13 protein-coding genes are annotated in these 12,623 nt (G+C 47.1%); 12 read left to right on the top strand and 1 reads right to left on the bottom strand.

All coding sequences use genetic code 11. From position 1 onward, the window contains the following. Positions 1-85: 85 nt before the first annotated feature. The 10 genes from HFE01_RS02470 (at position 86) to HFE01_RS02515 (ending at position 9,394) form a co-directional block, all read left to right on the top strand. Positions 86-1,120, top strand: coding sequence for an NAD(P)/FAD-dependent oxidoreductase (locus tag HFE01_RS02470; RefSeq protein WP_016820622.1), 1,035 nt, complete (start codon positions 86-88; stop codon positions 1,118-1,120). Between the two features lie 197 nt (positions 1,121-1,317). Then, the gene (locus tag HFE01_RS02475; protein ID WP_107733957.1) at positions 1,318-2,046 is read left to right on the top strand and encodes a HEAT repeat domain-containing protein; all 729 of its coding nucleotides are present in this window, start codon (positions 1,318-1,320) and stop codon (positions 2,044-2,046) included. Between the two features lie 44 nt (positions 2,047-2,090). Continuing rightward, complete coding sequence (locus tag HFE01_RS02480) at positions 2,091-2,774, top strand: HD domain-containing protein (RefSeq protein WP_107733956.1); 684 nt, start codon at positions 2,091-2,093, stop codon at positions 2,772-2,774. 167 nt (positions 2,775-2,941) lie between these two features. Then, positions 2,942-3,922: an ABC transporter substrate-binding protein gene (locus HFE01_RS02485; protein ID WP_107733955.1), complete on the top strand. Its 981-nt coding sequence runs from the start codon at positions 2,942-2,944 to the stop codon at positions 3,920-3,922. Between the two features lie 10 nt (positions 3,923-3,932). Next, a complete protein-coding gene (locus HFE01_RS02490; protein ID WP_107733954.1) occupies positions 3,933-4,940 on the top strand; it encodes a FecCD family ABC transporter permease in 1,008 nt (335 codons plus the stop codon). Then, positions 4,933-5,955 carry a FecCD family ABC transporter permease gene (locus HFE01_RS02495; RefSeq protein ID WP_107733953.1) on the top strand — a complete coding sequence of 341 codons (1,023 nt, stop codon included), beginning with the start codon at positions 4,933-4,935 and terminating at the stop codon, positions 5,953-5,955. Before HFE01_RS02490 ends, HFE01_RS02495 begins: the two co-directional genes overlap by 8 nt. Before the next feature lie 118 nt (positions 5,956-6,073). Then, entirely contained in the window at positions 6,074-6,844 is a 771-nt protein-coding gene (locus tag HFE01_RS02500) for an alpha/beta hydrolase (protein WP_045243999.1), read from the top strand. Positions 6,845-7,077: 233 nt separating this feature from the next. Beyond that, on the top strand, positions 7,078-8,139 hold the full coding sequence (locus tag HFE01_RS02505) for an SPFH domain-containing protein (protein ID WP_090887899.1): 1,062 nt from the start codon (positions 7,078-7,080) through the stop codon (positions 8,137-8,139). Continuing rightward, positions 8,136-9,137, top strand: a complete 1,002-nt coding sequence (locus tag HFE01_RS02510) for a diacylglycerol kinase catalytic domain-containing protein (RefSeq protein ID WP_167438206.1) — start codon at positions 8,136-8,138, stop codon at positions 9,135-9,137. Before HFE01_RS02505 ends, HFE01_RS02510 begins: the two co-directional genes overlap by 4 nt. A gap of 77 nt (positions 9,138-9,214) precedes the next feature. Further along, entirely contained in the window at positions 9,215-9,394 is a 180-nt protein-coding gene (locus HFE01_RS02515; protein WP_013370039.1) for a hypothetical protein, read from the top strand. Positions 9,395-9,469: 75 nt separating this feature from the next. Here the strand turns inward: HFE01_RS02515 and HFE01_RS02520 are convergent, their stop codons facing one another. Then, complete coding sequence (locus HFE01_RS02520; RefSeq protein ID WP_107733951.1) at positions 9,470-10,561, bottom strand: LuxR C-terminal-related transcriptional regulator; 1,092 nt, start codon at positions 10,559-10,561, stop codon at positions 9,470-9,472. A 174-nt stretch (positions 10,562-10,735) separates the two neighbouring features. Here HFE01_RS02520 and HFE01_RS02525 point away from each other — a divergent pair, with 174 nt between their 5' ends. Both HFE01_RS02525 and HFE01_RS02530 read left to right on the top strand, forming a co-directional pair. Then, the gene (locus tag HFE01_RS02525) at positions 10,736-11,551 is read left to right on the top strand and encodes a class I SAM-dependent methyltransferase (protein ID WP_107733950.1); all 816 of its coding nucleotides are present in this window, start codon (positions 10,736-10,738) and stop codon (positions 11,549-11,551) included. Beyond that, positions 11,538-12,623 (top strand): saccharopine dehydrogenase family protein, encoded by a 1,086-nt coding sequence (locus HFE01_RS02530; RefSeq protein WP_107733949.1) that lies wholly within the window; start codon positions 11,538-11,540, stop codon positions 12,621-12,623. Before HFE01_RS02525 ends, HFE01_RS02530 begins: the two co-directional genes overlap by 14 nt.

The raw sequence follows: 12,623 nt of genomic DNA on the forward strand, positions 1-12,623 counted from the left end.
GTTTTTATTTCTTAATTGATATTGATAATTATTATCACTTATAATAGAAGCAGACATAATACGCTATGATAGGGAGAGTTGCAGATTGACAGAGTCCTTGGAATTATATGATGTAACGATCATCGGCGGCGGTCCTGCCGGTATGTATACTGCGTTTTACAGTGGCATGAGAGATATGAAAACCAAGCTGATCGAAGCCAAGCATGAGCTAGGCGGACGGATGCGCATATACCCGGAGAAGATGATATGGGATGTTGGCGGGGTAACTCCGATTTTATGTGAAAAGCTGATTGACCAGCTGGAGCAGCAGGCACGAACGTTCGAGCCTACCATTGTATTGGGACAACAGATTACAGGGATGGATCGGCAAGAAGATGGTACGTTCCTGCTGACTTCAGCCACAGGGGAACAGCATTGGACGCGTACGATCGTTCTGGCTGTAGGTTATGGTATTCTCAAAATGGCTAAACTGGAGATTGAAGGTGCTGACCGTTACGAGGTTACAAACCTGCATTATACCGTACAAGAGCTGGAGCCGTTCCGGGACAAGCATGTCCTGATTTCCGGTGGAGGCAACTCAGCGGTAGATTGGGCGAATGAGCTGGAATCTATTGCGGCGAGTGTGACAGTTGTACATCGTCGGGATCATTTTGGCGGACATGAGAAAAATGTAGCCCGTATGAAGTCCTCTTCGGTCCGTGTTCTCACACCTTATGCGGTAAGTCAGTTACATAGCAACAACGGAGAGACGATTGAGCAGGTGACGATCAATCATGTAGATACGGGCGAAATAGAGATGCTGAATGTTGATGCAGTTATCGTAAATCATGGCCTAAAATCCGATTTCGGCCCGCTGCGAGATTGGGGACTGGATATGGGAGAGTGGCATGCCCGCGTAAGCGACAAGCTGGAAACGAATCTACCGGGGATTTTTGCTGCAGGCGATTTTGTCGAGTACGGAAGCAAGCTGTATCTGATTGCAGGTACGTTCACAGATGCTGCTCTTGCCCTCAACAGCGCCAAGTTGTACATTGATCCGACAGCTGATAAAGCCGCATATGTATCTTCTCACAACAGCCGCTTCAAGGAAAAAAACCGCGAGCTTGGTGTCGTGGAATAAAATAAGGGGATCAGTTTAATAAAGAACTTCCGTTAACTACAGCTGATGTGGTTAAGGGGGTTCTTTTTTTTGCATAGTTACGGACTTGTCGACCTAAGGTTGGATACCATACACATATAGAATAAAATGGAGATAGCCTGTCCTTTTCAGGGATTAGATAATAGATTTGGAGTAGAAAAGATTAGGAGTGTGGAAAAATGAGCTTACAAGAGGTGCTTGAACGCCAAGCGATTGATCTACCTGACGATACGCTGGAAGCTTTACTAATCCATAGCAAGAAGCAGGAAGGGCAGAAGGTTCAGCTACGATTGCTAAGTGAACAGGAGCTTGCCGAGAGTATCGAGTGGATTGCGCAGATCGAGGTATTCAAATATATCATTCCTCTATGGACGGATGAACATTCTAATTATGTAGGTCTATATGTAGAGGGGCCACTAGCATATAAATTATGTTACATCAATCACGAGGAAACAGATTTGTCACCCAGGTACCGAAGTACAGCTTCGCTGATTGCAGAGTTGGAGCAAAACCCAGAGCTGGATTGGGAACAGCTGCGTAAGGATTACCCGTCTGACAACGACATAAGCACCGAACAACTAGCAGAAGATATTCGCTGTATGCATGAAATGCAGGCTATACTAGAAAAGGATTCATCAATGGAGGATGATGTGAGGTGCCAGCTTCTTTACAGCTTAATGGCGATTACACCTGTTAGTGAGGTGGATTCATTGCTTCCTTATGTGGATGATGAAGATATGTATGTACAGGAACGTGCATGTATTCTATTGGGATATCATGGGTATGGACCCGCGACCGAATTGTTAAAAGAAGTAGTGAAGCATGGAAGCCCTAATGGGAAGCTAGCAGCCCGTAAGGCGCTCTCGATGATTCGCGCTAAGCAAATGGACAAGCATATAAAAAAATAAACCAACCTCACATAGCAAATATGGACGGGATGGAAAGGTGACTTATGAAGAGACGAACAGAGCAGCAGGAAGCGATGATGGAAGATATTATTCAAAAGGCAGAGCCGTATGTGCAGCAGCAGTTGGAGCATGACCACAGTGGTCATGATTGGTGGCATATTGACCGGGTGAGGAAGCTGTCTGTTGAAATTGCTGCAAAAGAAGGTGCAGATCCGTTCGTGTGCGAGCTGTCAGCACTGCTGCATGATGTAGCGGATGAAAAATTAAATGAATCCAAACAAGCGGGGCTGGATAAAGTTGATCAGTGGCTGCATCTGCATGTAAACGATGCGGATGTGATCACACACGTGATGAGCATTATTGCTACAATGTCCTACAATGGTGGACAAAATCCGCCTATGGAAACGCTGGAAGGTCAGGTTGTGCAGGATGCAGATCGGTTGGATGCTCTGGGAGCGATTGGGATTGCAAGAACCTTTATGTATGCAGGCTCAAAAGGCAGTATCATGCACGATCCGGATCAAGACTATTCACAATATGATTATCGCGCCGCAGGTAAAAGTGCCATATATCATTTTTACGAAAAGCTGCTCAAGCTCAAGGATTTAATGAATACCCCGTATGCCCGAGAACTGGCGAAGGTTCGGCATCAATGGATGGAAATGTATTTGGAGCAGTTTTATAAAGAATGGAATGTGAATGATATCCAACAAAACAGGGGAGGCTGATACTTCCTAATTGCAATGATTCCAGGGGAAGAGAGCCCTCTTTTTAATAAATATTAGAAAAAATATTGCAATACGCCGATTTCTCTCCTACTATTGATAATAGTTATCAATGATAATGATAATTATTATCTGTAAATTCAAGTAGGTAGAGGGGAGTCTTTCAGTTTATGAAGAAGTTTGCAGTATGGATGTGTACCTTATTATCGGCAAGTTTGCTGTTGACGGCATGTGGTGGAAAGGTGAAGGAGGTGGATAGCTCAGCTCAAAAGAATACCAATGCATCGACACAAACGTCTGTTTCTGACGTAGAAAGTGCCAAGACGATTACATATCTAGATAAGACTTATAAGCTGGCCAAGACGGATCATATTATTATAGCTAGTCTGGAAGCGATGGAAGATGCAGCTGTCCTGGGAGTGAAACCAACTGGGGCGGTTACTTCGGGCGGAAAATTTCCTGAGTTCATGGAAAAAGCGATGGAAGGAGCCGCAGACGTTGGTGACCGAATGCAACCTAGCGCTGAAACGATCCTGAAACTGAAGGCAGATGTGATTCTTGGGAGTTCTAAATTTCGGCCTGCGGTGGCAGAACAGCTAGGGAAGGTCGCTCCATTGGTTCCAGTATCCCATATTTCAACGAACTGGGAAGCGAATCTATTAATGTTGGGACAGCTTACAGGCAAAGAGGCGAAGGCGAAGGAGATCCTCGACAAGTACAAGCAAGATGCGGAGGCGGCCCAACAGAAGCTCAAACCAATATGGGGAAATAAAAAGGTACTCATGGTACGGATTCGTACAGGCAATCTGTATGCATACCCTGCGGATGTATATTTCAATCCTTCGCTGTATGCTGATCTAGGAGCTAAGGTACCGGAAGAGTTAAATACAGTTAAAGCACAAGAGGCGGTTTCTCTGGAGAAATTGGCTGATATGAACCCCGATTATCTGTTCGTGCAATTCTCCGAAGGAGAGAACAAGGACCAGCCGCAGGCATTGGCAGATTTGGAGAAGAATCCGATTTGGAGCAGCATCAATGCCGTCAAGAATGGGAAAACCTTCGTCAACATTGTAGATCCCAATGCTCAAGGTGGTACTTCATGGAGCAAACTTGCCTTTTTGGAAGCGGTTATGAACCGACTTTCGCAGTAAAGGTAGGAACATGGGAAAAAAGTTGATCTCTCCTTACCTTGTAATCTTCGTCTCTCCCTTGTTTATCGTACTAACATTACTGCTGTCTGTGATGTACGGAGCCAAGACGATAGAATGGGAGACGGTAACTGCTACCTTTTTTCATTTTGATGCTGGAAACGTGGACCATCAGGTCGTTCTAAACTCGCGTCTGCCTAGAGCGGTCGGCTCTATATTAATCGGTGCTTTTCTCGCGATTTCAGGAGCCATTATGCAAGGAATGACGCGGAATTTCTTGGCTTCACCCTCAATTATGGGGGTGTCGGATGGGGCGGCGTTTGTGATCACCTTAATGATGATCCTTGCACCGAATTCCACTTCGATGGGCCTGATTGGAAGTTCTTTTGTGGGATCTGCTCTGGGGGTGGCTATTGTGTTCGGTTTAGCCTGGATGATTCCCGGCGGTCTTGCCCCGGTTCGTATGGCCATTTTGGGAACGATCATTGGCACGTTTTTAAGCAGCCTGTCGGCCGTTCTCTCCATTTATTTTAATGTATCGCAAAATGTAAGCTTCTGGTTTAACGCTCGTCTGCACCAAATGGACCCCGGGATGATTCAATTGGCAATTCCCTTTGCTCTTGTGGCAATTGTAGGAGCAATGCTGCTGGCCAAGCCAATAACACTACTGTCTTTGGGCGACGACGTGGCCACAGGTCTGGGACAGCGGGCATTACCAGTCAAGTTGGGGGCGATGCTCTGTGTAGCATTGCTGACAGGTGTTTCTGTTGCGCTGGCAGGGAAAATTGCTTTTGTTGGCTTGTTGATTCCGCACATTACCCGATATTTAATCGGAGTAGATTACCGTTGGGTCATTCCATGCTCTGGTTTGATCGGTGGTATTTTTTTGGGCATGTCTGATGTGTTGAGCCGTTTTCTTAATTATCCGTTTGAAACGCCTATTGGAGTGGTTACCTCGGTCATTGGCATCCCTTTCTTTCTGTACTTAATACGTAGAAAAGGAGGGGGAGAGCATGCGTAAAATTAGTGTGAAACGGCTGTGGTTCGTATTTTCAGGTGGGGCTGCACTTATTTTAGCAGCCTCCTATGTTAGTCTGACCCATGGAGAGTTCGACATGACCCTTCAGGAAGTAATTCAGACATTGTTCCGTATCCACCCTACTCCGCAGCTGGATTTGGTGATTTTTGATTTTCGGCTACCGCGTATTGTGATTGCGGCCTTGGTCGGCTTAGGTCTGGGGATAGCTGGGGCGGCGGTACAGGGAGTTACACGGAATGGTTTGGCCGATCCCGGCATTTTAGGCATTAACGCAGGGGCAGGGGCAGCAATCGTCATATTTATGTTCTTTTACCAGGGACAGATGGAGACGACAGGCTGGACTGCGGCGCTGGCTATGCCCTTTTTCGGCTTGATTGGAGGTTTGGTAGCTGCGCTGCTGATCTATTTATTTGCTTGGAAAGCAGGACGTCTGGATTCGCAGCGACTGCTACTTGTAGGTATCGCGATTGGCTCTGGCTTCGGTTCCTTAAGCTTATATCTGTCGCTGAAAATGAAAGCCTCGGATTTCGAGATGGCGACAGTATGGATGTCGGGCAGTATTTGGAGTGCTGATTGGAAGCTGGTTGCTGCCGTAATTCCATGGCTTGTCATATTAATTCCTGTTATTTGGTTGAAATCGTATGTGCTGGATCTATTTCAATTACATGAACATACAGCTAAAAGTCTTGGCGTTGCGACCGAAAAGGAAAAGTCTATTCTCTTGCTGTCCAGCATTGGACTGGTGAGTGCCTGTGTGTCTGTTTCTGGAGGAATAGGCTTTGTAGGCTTATTGTCTCCTCATATCGCCAGAAGGCTTGTTGGCCTTCATCATCGTTTTGTGATTCCCGTATGTGGTATGGTCGGTATGGTACTGGTGCTGTTGTCTGATTTTGTTGCCAAAACGGTGGTTGCGCCTGCGGAAATTCCCGTTGGACTGATTATTGCGGTGATCGGGGTCCCTTATTTTGTAGTCTTGCTTATGAAAAAAACGGCCTAATTTCATTCGAATTCGGGCTCTAAAGGAGGTTGTTCCCATTAAAGATCTATCTACGCAAGCTTATCATTCCAGCGATGCACATGGAGCTGTGTATGTTCCTCGCAGTCAGCATCGAGTAATGTACTCGCAGGCTGAAAACCGTGAGTACCATATTTATATTGCCATTCCTGCCGAGGAACCTCCTGTATCTGGCTATCCCGTTATTTATGTGCTGGATGCCAATTCTGTTTTTGGAACCATGGTGGAAGCGGTGCGCGTTCAGGGGAGACGACCTGACAAAACGGGGGTTGTTCCAGCTATCATTGTAGGAATAGGCTATCCAACAGAGGCTCCCTTTCATCCTTCACGATATTACGATCTTACACTGCCCGGGACGGCTGTGGAGCTTCCGGTAAAGCCAAATGAAGATGCCTCCAAAGAAAGCGGGGGCGCCGAGCATTTCTTGTCATTTATTGAAGATGAGCTTAAGCCAATGATCGAGCGTGATTTTCTTATCGACCGCAACCGACAGACGATCTTCGGGCATTCGCTTGGAGGACTGTTCGTATTGCATACCCTGTTTACAAGACCAGACTCTTTTCAGGTGTATGTGGCGGGAAGTCCGTCTATACACTGGGGAGGACAAGTTATTATGGCTGAAGAGAAGCAGTTTGTAGCTTCCATTGCGCAGAAGCATTGGAATAAAAAGCTGCTGATTGCTGTAGGGGAGTTAGAGACTGGACATTTTACTGGCATGCAGGAAAAGGCCAGGGACTTAGCTACGCGTTTAACGACTAGGGACGATCTAGGACTACACGTAGAGTACCGAGAATTTACAGATGAAGGTCATATATCCGTGCTGCCTGTTTTAGTTAGCAGAGCGGTTCGTTTTGCTGCTGATTCCATTTAAATATGCAGTTAGGTATAAAATTTTTGAAAGTGTACTTATAAAATAAATTGCAAGAAATCTGAGGCTGTTTCCTTTAACCGAGCGTATCGGAGAGGAAGCGGCCTTTATTTTTTTTGTAAATGTCATATTGATATTATGGATTATCTGTGTTATTTTATTGTTAATAACAAATTGATAATAACAATATAGAAATAACAAAAAATAAATACTGTAAAGAAAGCGAGGAAGCGCTAATGTTTGGATTTAATTTTGTTAAATTTCAGCCCAGTGAGTATGTCATGAAGGTGAAGAACGGGAAGGTGGTTCGAGAGGGTGTTGGGTTATCTTTTTATTACTACGCGCCGACCACCTCGGTCGTTGTCGTGCCTGTCTCTTCCATTGATGTACCGTTTATGTTTGAAGATATGACAAATGATTTCCAGGCGGTGACCGTGCAGGGGCAACTGACTTATCGGATCGTGGATTACCGCAGAACGACGCAGATTTTAAACTACACGTATGATTTGAAGGAACGACGCTACATTTCGGACGATCCAAGCAAGCTGGCCCAACGGGTGATTAACATTGCCAAGGTGCTTACCAAAAAGTATTTGGAACGTGTCCCACTCAAAGAAGCGGTTCAGTCCAGTGAACGTCTGGCTCAAAATATGACGAAGGATATTGCTCAGCATACAGAAATGGAGAAACTGGGTATTGAGGTCATGGGGCTGTCCATTTTGGCAATTTTACCCAATAAGGAGACGATGAGAGCACTGGAGGCGCAGGCGAGAGAGGAAATTCTTCGCAGTGCGGATCACGCTTTGTACGAGCGTCGTAACGCATCCATAGAGCAGGAGCGGCGTGTGAAGGAAAATGAGCTGAATACGGAAATTGCGGTGGAGACGAAAAAGAGACAGATTCGCGAAACCCAACTGGATGCCGAGCGTTCCGTAAAGCAAAAGCAAAGTGAGATGAAGGAGGAGCAGCTACGGTTTGACACGGCCTTGGAAGAGAAAAAGCGCGAACTGATTGAGCTGACCGTAACGAATAAAAAGGCCGAAGCTGATGCCAAGGCCTATGAGCTGACAGCGGTGATGAAATCGTTGCAAGATGTCGAGCCTAACGTACTTCAAGCTATGGCCAACATGGATATGAGCCCGGATAAGCTGATTGCGATCGCCTTTCAGGAGCTAGCAGAAAATGCAGGGAAAATTGGTCAGTTGAATATTACGCCTGATCTGCTGCAAGGTCTCATGTCAGATACGGGAACAAGTGGATCAGCAGGATCGAGAGGGTCTGGAGGAAGATCACGATGAGCAGCCGAATGACTGAGCAGAAGATTATTTTGGTGAAGCGTAAAACGCGACTGGAGGAACTGATTGTTCGTTACAATACGGTGCAGCAGGCTCGCTTCTTTATGGAACGGCTGGGTGCGGATTTTAGTGATTATGTGCTGGAGGATGAAAATTACCGCAGGGCGGTGGCAACGGCGACGTCCGAGTTATCGGCCTTGGGGCGTGTCCAGATTGTGGAGCGGGAACATGTGCCGAACTTTATTTTTGGTGAGCAGGATACGGTGGTGGTACTGGGTCAGGATGGGCTGGTAGCCAACACGTTAAAATATTTGACCGAGCAGCCGCTAATCGGCGTAAATCCAGATCCATTGCGCTGGGATGGGGTATTGCTGCCGTTTACTGTATCTGATCTGCGCTGGGTGGTGCCGGATGTGTTCGTGCACAGACGGCCGATTAAGGAGGTTACACTGGCTAAGGCCCAACTAAATGATGGCCAATCCATATATGCTGTGAACGATTTGTTCATCGGGCGCAAAACTCATGTTTCTGCGAGATATGAGCTGAGATTGGAGGATCAGGTAGAGCAGCAATCGTCCAGCGGTATTATTGTTTCTACCGGGTTGGGGGCGACGGGCTGGCTGACCAGTGTGCTGGCTGGAGCGGCCGGGATTGTCGGCAGTGCTACACGGCATCCGGTCTCGCTGACTCCAGATCACCTGATGTCAGATGCTGCTTTCAGCCAGGAAGGGACAGTAGAAGGAATGGGGCATGATCATCGTGCAACCTGGAGCTCGCCTTCGCTTTATTTTACAGTGAGAGAACCATTCCCCAGTCGGACGACTGCTGCGGAGCTGGTGTTTGGACAGGTGGCCGTTGAAAGACCGCTGCGAATTGCTTCGCAGATGCCGGAGAATGGAGTTATTTTTAGTGATGGAGTAGAGAGCGACTTTCTGGAGTTTAATGCTGGCATTGAGGCGACCATTGGACCGGCGGATAAAAAAGGGCATCTGGTGGTGTAGAGGTTTGTACAGGACGGCAATGGGTAATTATGAGTAAGGTACAACCATCAGATGAAATTAAAAAAGGAGGAATCAACATGAGCGACCACACTCAAGACGAAGCGAAAATCCGCAACAAGAAGAACGAGGACGGAGATTCCTTGATGGAGAAAACGAAGCTGGACAATGGCGTGGATATCGAGCCTGAGGCTGATGAATGGATTGCGAAGCCCTCACCAGTATCATACGATGATACGAAATCCTCTTCGCAGAAATAAGACTCTTGCGTCTCAATAGAGCAGTGATGCAAAGACAGATGATCCTTAACCGGGTCATCTGTCTTTTTTACATAATTAATTGAATCTGGAATATACCTTCCATACTAGCTCACGACGGCTGCTTACCTCTGTTTTCAAGAAAATGGCTTTCAGATGATCCTGCACCGTGTAGGCCGTAATATGAAGTGCACTTGCCAGTTCCTTGGTAGAAAAGCCTTGGACAATGAGCCGGACAAGCTGTCTCTCTCGTTCAGTCCATGAGTAGATCTCAGCCATAAGCGGCAACATGTCCGTTGCTTTAGCAGGCTCAAACCATACGGCCAGTTGCTTCTCGCCCATATGCTCGCGTCCGCCTTGCAGGAGAGTGGCTCTGATCGTGACCCAAGGAGTTTCAGCGTCTGCGGAAGGGATACATAGTCTGGCTGGTGCAGTAGAAGTGGATAGCGCTCGCAAGCTTACCGCCCGAACAGAGGCCGGCAGCTCGTCCTCATGGATTCCCTCCTGCTGCCGAAGCAGCTTTAGCCACTGTTCTGCTACTATATTGGACGAGAGGGGTTCTAGTTGAGCGGAAAGCGTCAGAACACCTGGCTCAAGTTCATGTTCCATAGCCATAGCGGGGGCTGGAGATACACCGACACTGGTTTGACGCAGATGGTAGGCTATGGATGGCGCTAACGCTTCAAGCAGTTGTTGCTCTTCCGCGCTGAATACAGGCTTTCCATAGTGGCGGAACAACGTAAGAAATCCCCAGCAGCTTCCTTTGTACATAAATGGAATACGCAGCTCATCGCCGAATCCAGCGGGCTGCAAAACATTTCTAAAACGTGTGCTGCGATCCGGCTGGCCTTGTGTAGATCCATGAAGCGTCGCGATAGGCTGTCCTTCTCGCACCAATTGATCGTATTTCATGATATCATCGTGCAGATACTCGTATTCTAGCAGTTTGCTATGAATGTCCTCTACACCCGACTCCGTAAATGCACCCGTGGAAAGCAGCGTTCGCGGATCTACTGAGGTACAGCATGCCGCATCAAAAGAAATCTGAGTACGCAAGCGGTCGATTAGCGTGTGCTTGTATGTAGGAGAGGAGGGTGATTTATTTCCCATTTCCATGATTGGTTGTTGATCATTCTTAAGCTGTGCAAATTTAGTATAATGTGCGTTCATCGTTTACTCCTATCGTGAAAGCTGGAGATTCTTAAAGTGCCTCTTCCTAAATCCCCTATTTATGGGATGGTGGATATTCGTATTGTCTTTATAATTGAGAATGATTCTTAATTAAATCTACAATAAATGAATGGTCGTTGAAGATCAAGGCTAAATGTTTGGAGGAGAGCATATATGAAACAACCCCATATTGGAAATACCGACTCAAATCAACCTATGAGCTGGAATCATCCGAATGTACATAAATATGCGGATATGATTTCTTTAAAAATACCTGGATATACCCATCTGTATGAGATGACAGATTGTTTGATAACCGCACAGCTTGAAGCGCAGGCTCATAACAGGAATATCGATCCGCACGTGCTGATTGTCGGAGCTGGGGGCGGTCAGGAATTGATTACGCTCGGAGGGCGGCATGAGGCATGGTCCTTTACGGCAGTTGATCCCTCTGAGCACATGCTGGACTTGGCACGTCAACGTGTGACACAAGCGGGCATCGGTTCACAAATATCATTTGTTACAGGCACGTTGGAAGAGTTGTCTGGAGAATCGCCTGAAGAACAGCACGAAAAGTACTGCGAAGAATTATCCGATGAACCAGTCTATGACGCTGCTACCTGCCTGCTGGTGCTTCATTTTCTTCAGAGCTTGGAAAGTAAACAGGCATTGCTGCGCCAGATATCCGCTCGACTCAAGCCGGGTGCACCTTTTTGTCTAGCTTCTATTAATGGGAATCCGCAGGAGCCTTCTTTTTCCATCCAAATGCAGGCATGGAAAGGTCATATGCTGAGTCAGGGCATTTCACTGGAGGATTGGGAGCGATTCGCTGCTTCCATCGGTCGCGAGTCAAACCCGGTGTCCAATGCAGCAATTCAGGAACTGTTGATAGATGCAGGCTTTACCCACATCACCCGGTATTATGGTGCTTTTTTAGTAAATGCATGGTTTGCGGTTAAAGAGGGAGAGACGGCTTATGACAAAGGATAACATCATCATTATTGGCGGGTATGGCCATGTTGGAAAAATTGTATGTACAGAGTTAAGTGAAATGTTCCCCGGCAAGGTATTTGCCGCAGGCCGCAGTCTGGAACGTGCCACTGCATTCAGCCAACAATCGAATGGCAAGATACGACCCTTGCAGCTTAATATTCATGAGCCGATGGACTCGTCGATATTAAAGCAAGCCAAAATGGTTATTATGTGTCTGGATCAGGACAATACAGCCTTGGTACGCACCTGTCTTCAGCATGGGGTGCATTACATGGATATTACTGCGAATGCGGCCTTTTTGAGTCAGGTGGAGCAGTGTCATCAGGAGGCCCGAGCTTATCAGGCCACTGCGCTGCTAAGTGTAGGATTAGCTCCAGGGCTCACTAATCTATTGGCATTGCAAGCGACACAGCTCATGGATCAGACGGATGAACTGAACATATCATTGATGCTGGGTTTGGGTGATCGACACGGTCAGGCTGCGATTGAGTGGACTGTAGATCAGATTCATACCGACTTGGAGGTGATAGAACAGGGACGCCCAGTGACTCGAAGAAGCTTTACCGACGGCATAGTGGCAGACTTTGGTGCAGGAGTGGGTCGTCATCGGGCGTATCGGTTTCCCTTTTCGGATCAACAGACACTTCCACGTACACTTGATGTTCCTACGGTCAGCACACGCCTGTGCTTCGATTCGCGTTTGACCACCCGGCTTCTGGCAGGGCTTCGGACAATAGGAATATCAGGTCTGCTCCGACAGCCAACGGTTCGTGAGGCAGTAGTTCGCAGCTTTGGCAAGGTGCATTTTGGAGGAAATGCTGTAGCGGTCAAGGTAGACGCCAAAGGAACTCTTAATGGTAAGGAGACGAGGGTCGAATGCAGGCTAAGGGGACATCATCAGTCTGATTTAACTGCTAAAGCCGCCGTCTTTGCAGCGCTTGCTCTGTATCGCTCAGAACTTCCATATGGTGTTTTTCACATGGAGCAGGTTTTTTCGTGGGATCGCATGCGGGCTTGGCTGGGAGAGCAGGTAGACGTAGATATTCAGGTGAACGGACAGCAAGTATAA

Origin of the sequence: Paenibacillus sp. EKM10P, assembly GCF_011800655.1 — a bacterium.
GTDB classification, from domain to species: Bacteria; Bacillota; Bacilli; order Paenibacillales; family Paenibacillaceae; genus Paenibacillus; species Paenibacillus polymyxa.